Annotated in this window: 14 protein-coding genes; 10 read left to right on the top strand and 4 right to left on the bottom strand. The window is 65.2% G+C overall.

What is annotated here, in order from left to right; genetic code table 11:
* Position 1: 1 nt before the first annotated feature.
* The gene (locus EG19_RS00615; protein ID WP_038046279.1) at positions 2–748 is read left to right on the top strand and encodes a DUF72 domain-containing protein; all 747 of its coding nucleotides are present in this window, start codon (positions 2–4) and stop codon (positions 746–748) included.
* 28 nt (positions 749–776) lie between these two features.
* The gene (locus tag EG19_RS00610) at positions 777–1,841 is read left to right on the top strand and encodes a hypothetical protein (RefSeq protein WP_038046277.1); all 1,065 of its coding nucleotides are present in this window, start codon (positions 777–779) and stop codon (positions 1,839–1,841) included.
* On the opposite strand, the gene EG19_RS00605 is transcribed toward EG19_RS00610, so the two are convergent.
* The gene (locus EG19_RS00605) at positions 1,838–2,614 is read right to left on the bottom strand and encodes an SDR family NAD(P)-dependent oxidoreductase (protein WP_038046275.1); all 777 of its coding nucleotides are present in this window, start codon (positions 2,612–2,614) and stop codon (positions 1,838–1,840) included. The two genes, EG19_RS00610 and EG19_RS00605, sit on opposite strands and share 4 nt — an antisense overlap.
* A 52-nt stretch (positions 2,615–2,666) precedes the next feature.
* On the opposite strand from EG19_RS00605, the gene EG19_RS00600 reads away from it, so the two are divergent.
* The 4 genes from EG19_RS00600 to EG19_RS00585 are packed head-to-tail and all read left to right on the top strand — an operon-like array spanning position 2,667 to position 5,261.
* Positions 2,667–3,095 (top strand): hypothetical protein, encoded by a 429-nt coding sequence (locus EG19_RS00600; RefSeq protein WP_038046273.1) that lies wholly within the window; start codon positions 2,667–2,669, stop codon positions 3,093–3,095.
* A 12-nt stretch (positions 3,096–3,107) separates the two neighbouring features.
* On the top strand, positions 3,108–3,479 hold the full coding sequence (locus tag EG19_RS00595) for a zf-TFIIB domain-containing protein (protein WP_038046272.1): 372 nt from the start codon (positions 3,108–3,110) through the stop codon (positions 3,477–3,479).
* 17 nt (positions 3,480–3,496) lie between these two features.
* Positions 3,497–4,051: a LemA family protein gene (locus tag EG19_RS00590; protein ID WP_038046271.1), complete on the top strand. Its 555-nt coding sequence runs from the start codon at positions 3,497–3,499 to the stop codon at positions 4,049–4,051.
* A 10-nt stretch (positions 4,052–4,061) separates the two neighbouring features.
* On the top strand, positions 4,062–5,261 hold the full coding sequence (locus EG19_RS00585; RefSeq protein WP_038046270.1) for a M48 family metallopeptidase: 1,200 nt from the start codon (positions 4,062–4,064) through the stop codon (positions 5,259–5,261).
* On the opposite strand, the gene EG19_RS00580 is transcribed toward EG19_RS00585, so the two are convergent.
* Together EG19_RS00580 and serS are read right to left on the bottom strand one after the other, a co-directional pair.
* The gene (locus EG19_RS00580; RefSeq protein WP_038046268.1) at positions 5,258–6,769 is read right to left on the bottom strand and encodes an ABC transporter substrate-binding protein; all 1,512 of its coding nucleotides are present in this window, start codon (positions 6,767–6,769) and stop codon (positions 5,258–5,260) included. The genes EG19_RS00585 and EG19_RS00580 overlap by 4 nt on opposite strands.
* Before the next feature lie 367 nt (positions 6,770–7,136).
* Positions 7,137–8,420, bottom strand: coding sequence for a serine--tRNA ligase (gene serS / locus EG19_RS00575; RefSeq protein ID WP_038046266.1), 1,284 nt, complete (start codon positions 8,418–8,420; stop codon positions 7,137–7,139).
* A 110-nt stretch (positions 8,421–8,530) separates the two neighbouring features.
* Here serS and EG19_RS13535 point away from each other — a divergent pair, with 110 nt between their 5' ends.
* From EG19_RS13535 to EG19_RS00555, 4 genes are read left to right on the top strand one after another with little or no spacing between them, the layout of a single operon-like run.
* On the top strand, positions 8,531–11,698 hold the full coding sequence (locus EG19_RS13535) for a hypothetical protein (RefSeq protein WP_038046264.1): 3,168 nt from the start codon (positions 8,531–8,533) through the stop codon (positions 11,696–11,698).
* The gene (locus EG19_RS00565; protein ID WP_053334704.1) at positions 11,695–12,702 is read left to right on the top strand and encodes a glycosyltransferase family 2 protein; all 1,008 of its coding nucleotides are present in this window, start codon (positions 11,695–11,697) and stop codon (positions 12,700–12,702) included. Before EG19_RS13535 ends, EG19_RS00565 begins: the two co-directional genes overlap by 4 nt.
* Positions 12,693–13,811: a DUF1972 domain-containing protein gene (locus EG19_RS00560; protein WP_038046262.1), complete on the top strand. Its 1,119-nt coding sequence runs from the start codon at positions 12,693–12,695 to the stop codon at positions 13,809–13,811. The genes EG19_RS00565 and EG19_RS00560 overlap by 10 nt, the downstream gene beginning before the upstream one ends.
* The gene (locus tag EG19_RS00555) at positions 13,784–15,214 is read left to right on the top strand and encodes a sugar transferase (RefSeq protein WP_038046260.1); all 1,431 of its coding nucleotides are present in this window, start codon (positions 13,784–13,786) and stop codon (positions 15,212–15,214) included. Before EG19_RS00560 ends, EG19_RS00555 begins: the two co-directional genes overlap by 28 nt.
* Here EG19_RS00555 and EG19_RS00550 read toward each other — a convergent pair.
* On the bottom strand, positions 15,159–16,082 hold the full coding sequence (locus EG19_RS00550) for a hypothetical protein (protein WP_038046258.1): 924 nt from the start codon (positions 16,080–16,082) through the stop codon (positions 15,159–15,161). The genes EG19_RS00555 and EG19_RS00550 overlap by 56 nt on opposite strands.
* Between the last annotated feature and the right edge of the window lies 1 nt (position 16,083).

The following is a 16,083-nucleotide window of genomic DNA, read 5'->3' as shown; positions in this document are numbered from 1 at the left end:
CATGCCGTTTTTTGTGGGCTGTAGCGGTTTTTCCTACCCCTCCTGGCGCGGGCGCTTCTACCCGCAGGAGCTTGCCTCCCGGGACTTTCTTGCCTTTTACGCCCAGCACTTTCCGGCGGTGGAGCTCAACGTCACCTTTTACCGCTGGCCCCGCCCCAGCACCCTGCGTTCCTGGCGGCAAAAGGTAGGCTCCGAGTTCCGGTTTGCGGTCAAGCTCCATCAAAGCATCACCCACAAAAAGCGGCTGCGGGACACGCAAACCGAGCTTGCCAGGGTCGTGGAGCTGGTAGGCGAGCTGCAACCGGCGCTGCTTCTAGCCCAGCTTCCCCCCAGCCTCCGCTTCGACCCCGCCCTGCTTGAGGACTTTGTGGCCACTCTGCCTCGCGGATTGCCACCCCTGGCCTGGGAAGCACGCCACAAGAGCTTTTTTACCCCTGAAGCCCTGGAGTTCTTCACCCGGAAGCGCTTGCCGCTGGTGGTAGCCGACTCCGGCGGCAGGTACCCCACCGCCAGGGTGGTGACCGCCTGGCCCTTGTACCTGCGCTTCCACGGCCCCGGGGCGCTTTACGCTTCCAGGTACACCCGTGAGCAGCTTTCCGACTACGCCCAGTGGGTGCGAAGCGTGCTGGTTGGGCAAGCCGAGGTGTACGCCTTCTTCAACAACGACGTGGGAGGCTACGCCCTGGACAACGCCCAAGAATTTCGCCAGCTCCTTTCGCCCCAAAACCCTTGCCCCAACGCTTTCTAGAACCTAAACTTGCGCTTGCGAGGGGGAAATGGCCCTACCGGCAGCCGCAACCCTGGAGCTTAGGCCCCGGGCCCGCTTGGACATCATTGACGTCAACCGGCTCCTTGCCGAGCAGGGAAGCTCTGTGCCTTCCTACCCCCGCGCCCTTTACTGCTCCTACCACACCACCGCCGGTTATCTGGAGCAGAGCCTGTGCGCCCGCATGGCTTACCAGCCGGAAGCGGTGGCGCGCTTCGTGCGCAGCTTCCAGCGCCTCTTTCCCCCCGAAGCCCCCTACCTCCACGATCGCATGGAGCTGCGGGAAGAGCTGAGCGAAGAGGAGCGCGAAAAAGAGCCGGCCAACGCCGATTCCCACCTGGCTTTTATTGGCTCCGGCCTTAAAAACTGCGTGACGTACCTCAACCCCAGCCGCAACCCGGTTTTCTTCATTGACCTGGACGGGGTGCACCGCAGCGGCGCCCGGCTGCGCAAAACCACGGTGGTGGGCTACAACCGCGAGGACGTGGTGGTCCGCGAGCGGGTGAGCATCCCGGTCTCCCACCACGCCGTGGATTCCATCAACCTCAAGGACCCCAAGGTGGGCTTTTTCCGCTACGTGGAGGACCTCATCGCCCAGCACCGCATCGAAACCGGGCGGCTGGACGTGGCTTTAGCCCCCGAGGAGCGCCACGCCGGCCTGACCGTGAACGAGTACGAAACCCTGCTCATGAAGCACGACCTGCGGGAGGTGCTGAAGGACCCCTTCCGCTTCATGGTGGAAAAAGGCAAGCACATCTTGGCCGATCCCCGGGCGGTTCCGGAAAAAACCCGGTCTTACGCGGCTTACGACCTCATCCACATGTTCAACGAGCTGATGGAGGCCCTGCGCATTTCCCAATCGGCCCTGGAGCGGCTGATCGTGCGGGCCACTGGCGGTGCCGCCTCGCGGTTTTTGCGACTTCGCAAGCAGGTTAGCTTCCTGGTGGCTCCGGGAGTGGCGGAACCCCCGGCCACCATCGTGCAGGGGCGCTACCAGAGCCCGATCCTGGTGCAGTGGCACCAGGGGGACGTGACCTCCCGCACGCTGGTTGTAACCCTCACCCGGTTTTCTTAAATCAAGGAGCGGGATTGGCCACCGTCCACGGTGATGCACGCCCCGGTGATCAGCGAGGCCCGGGGGGAAGCCAAAAACGCCACCACGTCCGCCACCTCCTCCACCGTGCCAAACCGCCCGTACGGCAGGTTTTGCTCCACAAACCGGGCAATACCTTCCGGGTCTTCTTGCGCCCGGCGGTCCCAGCTGCCGCCGGGAAAGCGGATGGACCCCGGGGCCACGGAGAGCACCCGGATGCCGTAGGGTGCTTCCTCCAAGGACAGGATCTTGGCCAGCGAGATGAGCGCGGATTTGGTGGTGTTGTAAAGGGAAAGCTCACGCCCTCCCGCTTCCCGGCCAAAGATCGAGCTCACAAAGATCACCACCCCTCGCTTTTGCTGCCGCATGGCGGGCAAAAGCGCCCGGGTCAGGCGCACGTGGGCCAGGAGGTTGAGGTTCAGCAGGAAGTCCCAGTCCTCGTCGGTGGTTTCGATGAAGCTCTTGCGCCTGTTGCCCCCCACGTTGTTCACCAGGATGTCCAGCCGCCCAAAGCGGGAAAGCGCCGCTTCTGCAAGCTCCTGGGGTGCTTGCTGGGCGGTAAGGTCGCAGGCCACGGTCAAAACCTCCACCCCGAAGGCGGCGAGCTCTTCCCTTGCCTTTTGCAGGGCCTCCTGCCCCCGCGCCGCCAGCACCATATGGCAACCCTCGGCGGCCAAAGCGCGGGCGATGCCCAGGCCTATGCCCCGGGATCCCCCGGTGACCAACGCCACGGAACCGGCCAACTTGAGGTCCATACCCACCTCCGCCGTGGTAAAGTTAGCGCAAGAACGTTGCTCGGGAGGAGCCATGAAAAAAATCAACCAGAAAAGGCTGCTTTTGGGAAGCTTGGCGGGTGGTGTGGTGTGGGCCCTTTGGTCGTGGATTGTGAACAGCGTTTTCCTGGCCGATGCGTACCGGCAAGCGCAAAGCGCCGGGGCGTTGCTTTCGGAGCCGCGCTACCCGTTCTTTTTGCCCGTGTGGTTTTTAACGCTCTTCCTGGTTACCTTCGTGCTCGCGTGGTTTTACACGGGAATGCGGGAGGTCTTCGCCCCGGGACCAAAAACCGCGCTGGCGGTGGGCATCCTCGGGGGGTTTGCCATCGCTTTCCCCTCCAACTTTTCGGCGGCCACCTGGGCACCGGTGGCCAGAGCGGTGCCCCTGGGCTGGCTTTTGGACCTGTGGGTGGGCGCCATCGTGGCCACCTTTGTGGCCGCCTGGCTGTACCGCGAGTCCTGAGGTCCTCGCACGGTGCACTGCCCTGCCTGCCGCAGTGAGCTGGTGGTGGTGGAGCGGGAAGGGGTGGAGCTGGACTGGTGCCCTTTTTGCCGTGGCTTGTGGTTTGACTCCGGGGAGCTGGAAGCCGTGGAGGCCACGCTCGGGGTCAGCTTCCCCCCACTGGCAGGGGAAAGAAGCGCCGGCAGGCGTCCCTGCCCCCGCTGCGATAAGCCCATGGACGTGGTTTCCGTTCCCGGATCGCCGGCGCTTTCGGTGGATGCCTGCTCGCAAGGGCACGGCTGGTGGTTTGATGCCGGCGAGCTGGCCACCCTGGCGGAGCGGGACGGGGGAACCTCGGGTGATGTCATCTCGTTTTTAGGGGAGAAGCTGCGGCGCAAGTCGTAGCCCAAAGGAGGTGGACGGTGGCCTTTTGGATTTTCATTGCGCTTTTGGTGGTGGTGGTTTTGTGGGTGGTGGGCCTTTACAACCGGTTGGTGCGGGCCCGCAACGAGGTGCGCAACGCCTGGAGCCAAATTGATGTGCAGCTCAAGAGAAGGTGGGATTTGATCCCCAACCTGGTGGAAACCGTCAAGGGGTACATGCACCATGAAAGGGAAACCCTGGAGGCGGTGACCAAGGCTCGGCAGCAGGCCATTTCGATTTCCGGTGATGTGGCCGCCCGCGCGCAAGCGGAAAACGTGCTCTCGCAAACCCTGCGCTCGCTCTTTGCGGTGGCGGAAAACTACCCTGAGCTGAAGGCCAATCAGAACTTCTTGGCCTTGCAGGAAGAGCTGACCTCCACGGAAAACAAGATCGCCTTTGCCCGACAGTACTACAACGACTCGGTGCTGCGCCTCAATAACCTCATCCAAATGTTCCCGTCCAACATCATCGCCAACCAGTTTGGCTTCAAGCCCGAAGTTTACTTTGAGCTGGAGACCCCCCAGGAGCGTCAGCGCCCCGAGGTCAGGTTTTAGGTAGCAGGCCGTGTGGGAGCTCGTTAGCGCCAACAAGCGCCGGTCTCACCTCTTGCTGGCGAGCATGGCGCTGGTGCTGGTGGCCACCGGTTGGGCGGTGGGGGAGGCGCTGGCCGCCGCTCCGGTCCCCGGCATCCTGGTGGCGGGGGGGCTTTGGGTGGTCATGGCGGAGCTGGCCTTTCGCGCCGGGGACAAGGTCATTTTGAGCATCTCCCGCGCCCGTAAGGTGAACAAAGAAGATCACCCGGTGCTCTTTAACGTGGTGGAAGAAATGAGCGTGGCTTCTGGGCTTTCCAAGCCGCCCGAGGTTTACATCCTGGACGAGGCAGCCCCCAACGCCTTTGCCACCGGCACTCGGCCCGATCGCGCTGCGGTGGTGGTCACCGCCGGGCTTTTGGAGCGCCTCACCCGGGACGAGCTGCAGGGGGTGATTGCCCACGAAATCTCCCACATCAAGCACCGGGACGTGGTGTACCTCACGGTCATGGCGGTGATGGTGGGAACCGTGGTGATCTTGGCGGACTTTGCCCGGCGGGTGCTGTTTTACGGCGGCGGCACCCGCCGCCGGACCTCCAGCAGCAGCCGGGGGGCAGCTCCTCTCTACCTTTTGGCCATCGTCCTGATCCTTTTGGCCCCACTGGTGGCCCGCCTCATGTACCTGGCCCTTTCCCGCCGCCGGGAGTACCTGGCCGATGCCGGTGCTGCCCTGGCCACCCGCTACCCCGAAGGCCTTGCTTCCGCCTTGGAAAAGATCGAGCAGTCCTGGAGCCCCCTCACCAGTGCCAACGCCGCCACCGCCCCCATGTTCATCGTCAACCCCCTCACCAAAGCTGCCTCGGCCATTACCGGGCTTTTCAGCACCCACCCCCCCACCGAGGAGCGCATCCGTATCTTGAGGTCCTTGGGCGGCACGGTTTCCTTCGCGGGCTACGATGAGGCCTTCCGCAAGGTGACAGGAAGACCCGTGGGCGTGGTGCCCGCGGCGGCCCTGCGTTTGCCCGCCACACCGGTGCGCCCGGCCAGCGCCGACCCGCGAACCGCCTTGGACCGGCTTCGGCAAGCCACCGACGTGCTCTGGCGGCTTTCCGGTTTTGCCTTTATCCCTTGCAGTTGCGGCACCACCCTTAAGGTTCCCCCTGCCTACCGGGGACAGGAGCTCCCCTGCCCGCACTGCGGAACGGTGCACAAGGTTGTGGCGGTAAGCCCTTAGGGGCTGGCTACCGTTTTAAAGTCCGGCAAAAACAGGAACTGGTCATAGCGGGGCTGGAACTGCAACCAGCTCGACATCCCCAGGTAAAACCAGCGGATCACCAAGGGCAGGTAGTAGCCCTGTTCCAAGACCCGGCGCTGGGCTTGCTGGAGGAGCGCCCGGCGCTTTTCCTCGTCCAGCTCGCGGGAGGCCTCTTCCAAGAGGCGGTCCACCTCAGGATCGGCCATGCGCGGGTAGTTTTCCTGGCCCCAGCCGCGGTCGGGATCGTAGGAGTGGGCCTGGGGATCCAGAAACTCCGAAGCGTCCGAGGTGGTGCAGGTGCGGGCAAAGAAAATGACTGGGAGGCGACCGTCCCGCGCCCGCGCCAGCACCTCAGGAAACGGCAAAAACTCAAGCTCCACCCGCACCCCAACCTTCTCCCAATCCTCCTGAACGATGCGAACCACGTCTTCGGCCCCTCTTCCAGCGCCCAGCCGCACGGTAAAACCCGAGGCAAAACCGGCTTCGGATAGAAGCGCCCGCGCCTTTTCAGGATCGTAGGGCACCGGCGGCAGGGAAGGGTCGTAGCCGAACACCAGGGGATGCACGAGCTGGCTGGCCACCACTGCGTCCCCCCGGGCGACCTCCTCCACCAAACGCTGGCGGTTTAGAGCCAAAAGCAAGGCGCGCCGCACCCGCACATCGGCCAGCGCCCGCGCGGCCTCCCCGCTAGCCGCCCGCGGGCTCAAGGCCAGCATTTGCACCGACAAACGCGGCTGCTGGACCACCCGCAGGTCCTTTTGGCGTGCCGCCTCTGCCACATCCTCCTTTCGCAGCCACGCGCACACATCCACCTTTTTGGCCAGAAAAAGGCTGGTTCGGTGTTGGTCGTTCTCCTCAAAAAGGAAACGGGCCTTCTTAATCTGGGGCATACCCCCCCACCACGGGACCGCCCTCATTTCCAGGGTCGTTCCCTCGCGCTTCACGATCCGGTAGGGACCGGTCCCAATGGAAACCAAAATTTCGCGCTCCTGCGCTTGAGCTTCGGGCACCACACCCACGAAAACCAGCCTATTGAGCAGCGTGGGGGCGGGGGTCGAGGTCCGAATAACGACGGACAGAGGCTCTTCCGCCTTCACCTCCACCACATCCCGCACCAGGTGCTTGAGCTGGGACCTGGGGTGGTCCCTCGCCCGCAGCACGCTGGCCACCACGTCCCGGGCGGTGAGCTCCTGCCCATTGTGAAAGACCACCCCCTGGCGCAGCCAGAACCGCACCGCAGTGGGGCTTTCCTGCTCCCAGCGTACAGCCAGGGCTGGCTCCACCTGGAGGTAGGGCGAAAAGCGCACCAACCCTTCCACCACATTGCTCAACGTGGAGGAAACCACGGTTTCGTTGGCCAAATGCGGGTCAAAGGTCGAAGGCTGGCTCTGCTGGGCCACCACCACCGGTTTTTCCTCGCGGAAGAAACCGCATCCCCCGGCAAGGACAACAAGCCCAACCACCACACCCACCCACCAGCGCCTCATGGTTAGTCCCCAGTGCTCAATGTAATCGCTTGCCCGCAATTTGACCAGGGGTCCTAGCTAAAACCGGGGGGGTTGTCCTGCCGCGTGAGAACTTTTGTGCACGGTGTGTGCAGAGTCAAGTCTTAGCCGGTGAAGCGGCACGGGCAACCACCGCCACTGTTCAATAAAAACGGCATTGCTAGCTGAAAAGAAAGCACCCAGGAGGTGACTTGCCAATTTCCTGCCCAATCCCTAACGCCGCCCCAACTCCAGAGGGAGACCCTCGCCTCCAGGTAAATGGCTGGCAACTCCGCCGCCGCTTTCACCGCCACCGCCTGCTTAGCGCCCCGGTAAACCGCGCCAAACCGCCAATGTTTCTGCGTTTCGCCTAAGTCTCGGGAGCCAGCAGCTCCTGCCCGCCCAGGTAGGGGCGTAAAGCCTCGGGGATGACCACCGTGCCGTCCGCCCGCTGGTAGTTCTCGAGGATGGCAATGAGGGTGCGACCTACCGCCAGACCCGAGCCGTTGAGGGTGTGCAGGTACTGGGCCTTGCCTCCCCCTTTGGGCCGGTACTTCAGGTCCGCCCGGCGAGCCTGAAAGTCCTCGCAGTTGGAGCAGGAGGAAATTTCCCGGTAGCAACCCTGCCCTGGCAGCCAAACCTCCAAATCGTAGGTTTTGGCCGCGGAAAAGCCCATATCGCCGGTGCAAAGGGTCACCACCCGGTAAGGAAGCCCTAAAGCCTTGAGCACCTCTTCGGCTTCGCCGGTGAGCACCTCCAGCTCCTGGTAGCTGGTTTCCGGGGTGGCCAGGTGCACCAGCTCCACCTTGTCAAACTGGTGCTGGCGGATGAGGCCCCGCACGTCCCGGCCGTAAGAGCCCGCTTCCGCGCGAAAGCAGGGGGTGTAGGCGCAGTACCGCCGGGGGAGGCTTTCCTCCTCCAGGATTTCCCCGCGGTGGAGGTTGGTGACGGGGACTTCAGCAGTGGGGACCAGGAAAAAGTCGGTGCCCTCCACGTGGAAAAGGTCCTCAGCGAACTTGGGGAGCTGTCCGGTGCCCACCAGGCAATCGCGGTTGACCAAGAAGGGAACGTACACCTCTCGCCAACCCCGGGACCGGTGCAGGTCCAGCATGAAGGTAATGAGCGCCCGCTCCAAGGCCGCCCCTTGCCCCCACAGCACCGCAAAGCGGGCGCCGGCAATTTTGCCGGCCCGCTCGAAGTCCAAGATGCCAAGGGCTGGACCCAGGTCCCAGTGGGCGCGGGGTTCAAAGTCGAAACGTGGGGGCTCGCCCCACACCCGCTCCACGCGGTTGCCCCGTTCGTCTTCCCCTTCGGGCACCGAAGCGTGGGGGATGTTGGGCAGCAAAAGCTCCAGCCGCTCCACTTCGCTGCGAGCTGCCGCCAGCTCTTTTTCCAGCTCGGCGATGCTTTTGGAAAGCTCGGCCAAGGAGCGACGCAGGGCTTCGCCTTCTTCCCTTTTTCCCGCGGCAAACAACGACCCCACCTCCCGGGATCGGCGGTTGAGCTCGGCTTTTTTGCCATCCAGCTCCGCCTGCAGCCGGCGAAAACGCTCATCGGCTTGCCGCAGCTCCTCAAGCGGCGCCTCGGAGCGCCGCATCTGCAGCGCTTTGGCCACCACCTCAGGATGATTCCGCCACAGCTCTCGGTTCAGCATGCCCCCTCCACTGGCCACCTAGTTTAAAGCGTTCCTCCCCCAGCGTTAGGGCTCCCGTTTGCGAAGGGGCAAGCCCACGGCTGGCGCAAAAGCTCCGTATACTGGCCGAGGTGCGGTGGGTGCGGTTTCCCTTTGTAAGCCTTGCGGCTTTGCTCCTGGCCGGGGTTTTGGCCGGGATGGACGGTTTGCCGCTGGCGGAGGCGCTGGCCGGAGGTTTGGCGCTGGCCTTCCTGGGGCTAGTCATTTCCAAGCTTTCGGGCTGGGTGCGCTTTGGCTGTGAGCTGCTGCTGCTGCCACCGGCTTACGTGCTGGTGCTGACCCAGGACCCCTTCCAACGGCAGATGCTGCTGGGGTTTTTGGTTCCCCTGGCGGCAGGGGCCGCAATTTGGGGCTTGTCCCGGCAAAAGCCCGCGCACGGCCTGCTGGCGGCTAGCCTTTGGGCTTTGGCCCTGGTGTTGCCGGGGCTTCCGGTGCTGGTGGGCAAGTTCGGGCCGGCCGGCGTGGTGGCCCTGGTGCCGGTGCTGGCGGCAGCGCTGCTCGCAAGCCAAAGCCCCTGGGTTTGGGGCTTGGGAGCGTCCCTGGGGGTGGCGCTGGCTTCACCACTCCACCCGGGGGTGGGAGCAGGTTTTCTGGCGGTGGTTTGGCTTTTGAGCCGGAAACAGCCGGCGCCTTTTCCCCGCGTGACGCCGGTCGTACAGCGGTGGGCGGTACCCCTGGCCGCCCTGGGGTTTTTGGGTACCGTGCTTTTCCCCTGGGGCGGGGTTCTGGCCTTCCCCGGCTTTCCGGCAAGCCCATGGCTTTGGGTCCTGGTTGTGGCGCTGGCGGTGGTAACAGCGTTTTTGCCGGTGCCTTTGGCGGCAGCCGCGTGGTTTTTTGGGCTTCTTTGGGCTTGGCCGGCGTTGCCGGTGCCTCCGGATTTGCCGGGGCCCACTTTAACCCGGCAACAGCCTGAAGTGCTTCTTCCTGCTGGAGAAGCGGGCAGGCTTTACGCCCTGGAGCTGGCCTTGGCCAACGCTGGCAGCCTCCCCAAAGGGACGGTGGTGGGTTGGCTGGAGGTCGGGAAGGAGCGGGTGCTGCTGCGGGCGGGAAGGGACACCGCAGAGTGGGCGTTGCTCCGGGAGGAGCTGAAGCAGCGGGGAGCCCACGGTTTGCCCGCCCATCCGGTGTTTCGGCCCACCTGGGGCGCCGACCCGCCGTGGGCGGTGGCCGGTCGCTTGGAGCTCTTCGTGCCCGCTGGCCTCCAGCCCACGCTGGTGCTGGCGCAGGAGCTGGCGAAACAGGTCACGCTTTCGGTTCTGCAGGCGGGACCGCAAAGACCTACCCCCAAAAGAAGCGTTTCCGCGGAAAAGCTGCTTTTGGCCGCGGGAGTGTTGGTGCTGCTTTTCCTGCCGGGCTTCTGGCGTTCCTCGCTGGTCTCCGCGCCCTGGGTCTTGCTGGCTTTTGGCCGCCTGACCCTAGGGCTTCCATTGCAGCCGCTGCGGGTTTTGCTGGAACGCCACGGGGTGGATTTGGCCTTGGCGGCGTTTCTTTTGGCCTGGTGGCTGGCTTTTGCCAGGGCCATCCGCGCCCAGCGTTGGGCCCTGCCGGTGGTGGCCTTGCTTGTGCCTTTGGCGCTGGCGGCACCGCGCTTGGCCGAGCTTATGGGGGATGAGCCGTACCACGTGCTGATGGCCGAGTCTTTGGTGCGGGACCACGACCTTAAGCTGGAAAACAACGCCTCGCCCGACCGCTACGCCCAGTGGGTGGTGGATTTGGTGCGGCAGGTCCCCGATCGCTTCCTCCATTCCCCCGGCCTGGCGTTGCTGCTGAGCCCGGGTTACGCCCTCGCCGGACGCGCTGGCATGGTGCAGCTCATGAGCCTTTTGGGGGCACTGGCCTTTGTGCTGTTACAAAGGCGGGCTGGGGCTTTGCCTGGTTCAGCCCACGCTCGTTGGCTTGCCGCTCTTTCGCTGCTTTTCGCCTACCCGTTCGCCACCTTTGCCACGCAAATTTGGGTGGAAATGGTGGGGGTGCTGGCCGTGACGTTGCTTTTGCTCTGGGTGCAGCACGCCCGCCCCTTTCCGGCAGCGGCGGTGGCTGTGGCCACGGTGGTGATGAAGGCGCGTCTGGGGCTTGTTTCCGTGCCGCTGGCGGCGGTGAGCTTTTGGCGACGCTGGCAGAAAAAGCTCTGGGCCCCAGTGGTGGGTTTGCTCTTGGCGGGAGGCTTGGGCTTGGGGTTGGCGGCCCTTTGGTTTGGCAACCCCCTGGATCCCCTGGGGCGCCGGGCTTTAAGCCACCTGGTGCCGCAAAGCCTCAGGCAGCCCCTGGTGGTTACCGGGGGGTTGTTGTTCGACGCAGCTTACGGCATCGCCTTTTCCTCTCCGATTTGGCTGGTGGCGCTCCTGGGCTTGCCGGCCCTCTGGCGGGGGAGCGGGGTGGGGGAGCGGACGCTGCTTTTGAGTGGCCTTGCCACCTGGGTAGCGCTTTTGAACTACGTGGAGTGGCGCGGGGGTGGGTCTCCCCCCTTTCGCTACCTGGTGCCCCTGGTGCCGTTGTTTTTCCTCGGCCTTGCCCAGGCCCTACGCCGGGGCCGCACCCGGGCGCTGTTCTTCCTGGCGTTGCCGCCGACGCTCTTCACCGCGTGGATTGCGGTGACCCGGGCGCCCATGCTTTTTAACATTGGCGACGGCGGGCAGTGGCTGGCGGACCGGCTAGCGGCGCGTTTTTCGGTGGATGCCCGGCATTTCTTCCCGTCCTACCTGCGGATTTCCCCGGCCAGCTACGTCACACCGGTGGTGCTGGTGCTGCTCGCCGCGGGCCTTTGGTACGCCTGTTCGCGCCCGGCCTTTCGCCGCTTCCTCCCGCGGCAGGCGGTGGCGCTTTGGCTGGCGGCGGCCGCCGGGTTGCTTTTCGCACTGAGGACGGTTCCCGACCGGGTGGTGGAGCTGGAGGACCCCCAGGTGGAGCACCGGGGCGGGGCTTTGGAGCCCCATTTGGGCGCCTGGTCGCGGTTCTTGTACCCCAACGGCTGGCGGCTTTTCTCCGGGGATAGCCTGGCCGTTCCCCTGCACCTCCCCAAAGCCCGGGCGCTGGTGGTTTCCGGTTGGCTGGAAGGGCCAGGCTCCGGCGAGCTTTGCTACACCTTGGGCTCCGGGCCGGCCTCCTGCCTCCCGATAAGCCCGGGGGCCATAGCTGTGCCGCTTCCGGCGCCGGATCCCGGCCGGCATCGCCTCACCCTGCAGGCGCGGCTGCCGGAAGGGGCAAGCCTGGTGCTGGACAAGCTGGAGGTTCAGCGGTGAGCGTTGGGGTTTTTGTGGTCACCCACAACCACGGGGCCACCTTAGCTGCCACGCTGGAGGGGCTCAGCCAGCAGGGCCAGCTGGTGGCCAGGGTGGTGCTGGTGGACAACAACTCCAGCGATGAAAGCCTGGCCGTGGCCCGGAGCTTTGAGGGCAAACTGCCCCTTTCGGTCTTGCCCCTGCCGGAAAACACCGGCTTTTCCCGCGCGGCCAACCTGGCCCTGGCCCAGCTGGAAACGCCGTGGGTCTTATCCCTCAACCCCGACTGCCGGCTGCTGCCGGGGTTTCTCTCGGAGCTGCTGGCGGCGGTGCAAGGGCAAAGGCAGGTGGGAAGCGCCTGCGGGTTGTTGCTGCGCGGTGAAGGCCCCAACCTTTTGCCCACGGACCGCGTGGATTCCGCCGGCATGGTGGTTTCCGCCTTTGGTCGGCACCACGATCGCGGGGCCGGAAAGCGGCTACGGCAGGCCTGGACTCAGCCGGCCTGGGTGTTTGGTGCCACCGGAGCCTGCGCCCTTTACCGCCGGGAAGCGCTGCAGGATGTGGCTTACCCCGGAGGGGAGGTTTTTGACGAGGGTTTTTTTGCCTACCGGGAGGATGCAGACCTGGCCTGGCGGCTGCAACGCCGGGGGTGGCGCTGCCTCTTTTGGCCCGCCGCCAGGGCCGTGCACGGACGGGGGTTGAAGCCGGAGGAAGGACGTGCCGGGCAAGCAGCCATCAACCTGCACTCGGTGAAAAACCGCTTCCTCTTGCGCTTGGCCAACGCCGATTGGCGCTGGCACGTGGGTTGTTTTCCGTTTTGGCTCTTCCGGGACCTGTTGGTGATTGCCGCCTGCCTCACGGTGGAGCGCTCCTCGCTGGCCGCTTTCGGGCTTGTGCGCCGTCTTTGGCCGCAGTACCGAAAGCGGGGGCGGGAAAACGCGGCCCGCGCTAGGGTTTCCAGCTGGCGCCTGCTGCCCTGGTTTTACCCGCCCTGGCAAACCCGGAGGTTTAAGCCGTGCGGGTAGCGATTCTCGGCACCCGGGGGATTCCGGCCCGCTACGGCGGCTTTGAAACCTTTGCCGAGGAGCTTTCCCGGCGTCTGGTGGCGCGGGGGCACCAGGTCACGGTGTACACCCGCAGGCACCTGGTGCCGGAAGGACTTTCCCAGTACCAGGGGGTGCGCTTGGTGCTGCTGCCGTGCCTGCGCCAAAAGCACCTGGAAACGCTAAGCCACACGCTGCTTTCGGTACTGCACCTGTCCCGGAAGGACTACGACGCCGTGCTGCTCTGCAACGCCGCCAACGCCCCGCTCTTGCCGCTGCTCCACGCCAAGGGGTTGCCGGTAGCCCTCAACGTGGACGGGCTGGAGCGCAAGCGCCGCAAGTGGGGGTGGTTGGGGAGGCGGTACTACCTCTGGTGCGAGGCGCTTTCCGCCCGCTGGGCGGATCAGCTGATCACCGATGCCCGGGCCATTCAGCGCTACTACCGGAGGGTTTGGCGGCGGGAGTCAGCCATGATCCCCTACGGCGGCGATTTGGCCTGGCCGCAAAGCCACGAGACCCTCAACACCTGGGGGCTGAAGCCCCGGGGCTACGTGCTTTACGTTTCCCGCTTTGAGCCCGAGAACAACCCCGACCGGGTGCTCTTGGCCTACCGGCAGGTGCCGGGGGATGTGCCGCTGGTGATGGTGGGGGGCGCCCCTTACGCCCGTAGCCTCACGAGGCGGGTGCAGGAGCTGGCGGCGGGCGACCCACGGGTGGTGCTCACGGGCCCGGTGTACGGGCAGGGGTACCGGGAGCTCATGGCCGCTGCCTTGGCGTATATTCACGCCACCGAGGTGGGGGGGACCCATCCGGCGCTGGTGGAAGCCATGGGGGCGGGGCAAGTGGTGTTTTACCTGCAAAACCGCGAGAACCGGGAGGTTGTGGGCGACGCCGGCCTGGGCTTTTCCTTTGTGGGCTCACCTTCCCTGGAGGAACAACTGGCGCGCTTCCTTGCCAACCCCGAAGCTTTCCAGTTCCTGCGGGAAAAGGCCAAGGCCCGCGTGGCGGCCCACTACCGGTGGGATCAAGTGGCGGCCGCTTACGAAGCGCTTCTGGAGGGCATGTGCTGCGGGAAAGCGCGAAGCTCGTAACCTACCGCCGCTTGCTGTGGGACAGCGTGCTCACCTCCCTGGCCTTCCTTTTGGCCCACCAGCTGCGCTCCCACGGCCTTTCCCAGCTGTTGCCCTCCCTCTTCCCCACGGGCCTTTACCCCCTGCGCCAGTACCTGCCGCTCTTGGCTTTGGCCCTTCCCCTGTGGGCGGGTTTTTCCCTGGCTTTTCCCGCAAGCATGCCAGGAAGGCGGGTTTCCCTTTCTCGGGAAATTGCCGCCTGCTGGGGCACGGTGGCCCTGGGGGTTTTGGCGCTGGCAGCCTTAGGCTACCTGTTCCGCTTGGACTTCGTGTCCCGCCCCTTTCTCCTCCTCTTTGGCCTTTTGGATGGGCTCTTGCTTTCCGCCGCCCGCTGGCTGGAGCGCAAGACCCCCCTGGGGAAGAAGCTGTTGGCGGCTCCGGAGCGGGTGGTGGTCATCGTGGGCACCACCCCCCAGGCCGCCAAGCTGGCGCAAACGCTGCAGGAGCACCAGGCCTGGGGCTTTCGCCTGCTGGGTTTCGTGGGGGTGGAGGAGCACGCCAAAAGCCCTATCGCCGGGATTCCGGTGGTGACCCATGTGGGGGCTTTGCCTGAGTTTTTGGAAAAGACCGTGGTGGACGAAGTGATGGTGGCCCTGCCCCTGGCCCAGCTGGCCAAACTGGAAAACACCATTGCTCGCTGTCAGGAGGTGGGGGTGCGGGTGCGGGTGGTGCTGGCCCCCTTTCCCCACCTCAAACCGCGGGTGGAGGTGGAGCCTCTGGGGGACCAGGCCATCCTCACCCTGGCCCCGTCCCCCATTGCACCCCTGCCGCTCTTTTGCAAACGGGTGATGGACGTGACGGTGGCGGTTTTGGGCTTGGCGGCGTTTGCTCCTTTTTTTCCGCTGGTGGCGCTGGCCATCAAGCTGGATTCGCCGGGGCCGGTGTTTTTCAAGCAGTGGCGCTGCGGCTTGCGCGGCCGGCGGTTTTTGCTTTACAAGCTGCGCACCATGGTGGAGGGCGCCGAGGCTTTAAAGCCCCAGCTTTCCCACCTCAACGTCATGGACGGGCCGGTTTTCAAAGCCCCCAACGACCCCCGCATTACCCGGGTGGGGCGGGTCTTGCGGCGCTTTTCCCTGGACGAGGTGCCGCAGCTGTGGAACGTGCTGAAGGGGGACATGTCGTTGGTGGGTCCCCGACCCCCGCTGCCCGAGGAGGTGGCCCGCTACGAGCCCTGGCAGCGGCGGCGGCTGGCCATGAAGCCAGGGCTGACCTGCCTTTGGCAAGTTTCCGGCCGAACCGAGCTTTCCTTTGCCCAGTGGATGGCCTTGGATTTGGCGTACATTGATTCCTGGTCCCTGGGGCTGGACCTCAAGATCCTGGCGCGGACGATCCCCGCCGTGCTGCGGGGGAAAGGGGCAGCGTGATCTTGAGGGTTTCCGAGCGCACGTTGGAGGTCATGCGCTCCACCCCCCAGAGGTAGCCCCTGGGTCGCAGGCCCGCCGGGGAAAAAACCCAGAGGGACGGCACCACCAGCAGCAAGGCGAAGGCCAACGCCAACCACGGGCTGGCCCCGTAAAGCTCCCGCTGGCGCAGGGGGTGCGGAGGCTTGGCGGCCAGGGCCCAAAGCAAGCTCAAAAGCAGAACCAGCAGAAACGGCGGCAAGCTGGCAACAGGAAAACGGGGGGCGGAGGCCAACACCCAGGCCAGCCACAGCCCCGCAGGGACGCCCACGTGCAGGGCCCAGGTTAGGAGCTTGCGGCCAAAGGTGGGGCCGCCCGGCAGGTGCCAAAGGTAGGAGCCAAGCCCCAGAACCACCGGCCGAACCAGGATCCCGGCAACAAGGGCCATGCCCCACCGGCAGAGCTGGGGATCCTGGTGAAAAAAGCGGGAAAGCCCAGCCACGAGCCCGTCCTCCAGCCCCAGGCTGGGAAGCCAAGCAAGCCCCAAGAAGCTGGCGGCCAGGGCCAGATGGCTCAAGAGCAGGTGCCGGCTCAAAGAAGGGCCCGGGGGCAACTGGGGCAGCACCAACGCCAGCAAAAAGGCAGCTAAAAACGGCGGCAGCCAGTAGGCCCACAGCGCCGTGCGGGTGGCGGCAAAGCCCACCGTGGGCTCGTTCACCAGCGCCCAGGGCTGGGTCCAGGTGGGGAGGGAAAGGCCAATGAACTGGCCGCCCGCTGCCGCGGTGGCCAACCCCTGGATTACTGGCAACGCCCACCACACCAGCACCCAGGCGCAAGCGGCCAAAAGCCAGGAGGTGAGCAGTGCCGGAAGCGAAAGCAAACCCTTTGGCATC

The organism is Thermoanaerobaculum aquaticum, from assembly GCF_000687145.1.
Taxonomy (GTDB): domain Bacteria; phylum Acidobacteriota; class Thermoanaerobaculia; order Thermoanaerobaculales; family Thermoanaerobaculaceae; genus Thermoanaerobaculum; species Thermoanaerobaculum aquaticum.
This window is presented reverse-complemented; position numbering and strand designations above follow the sequence as displayed.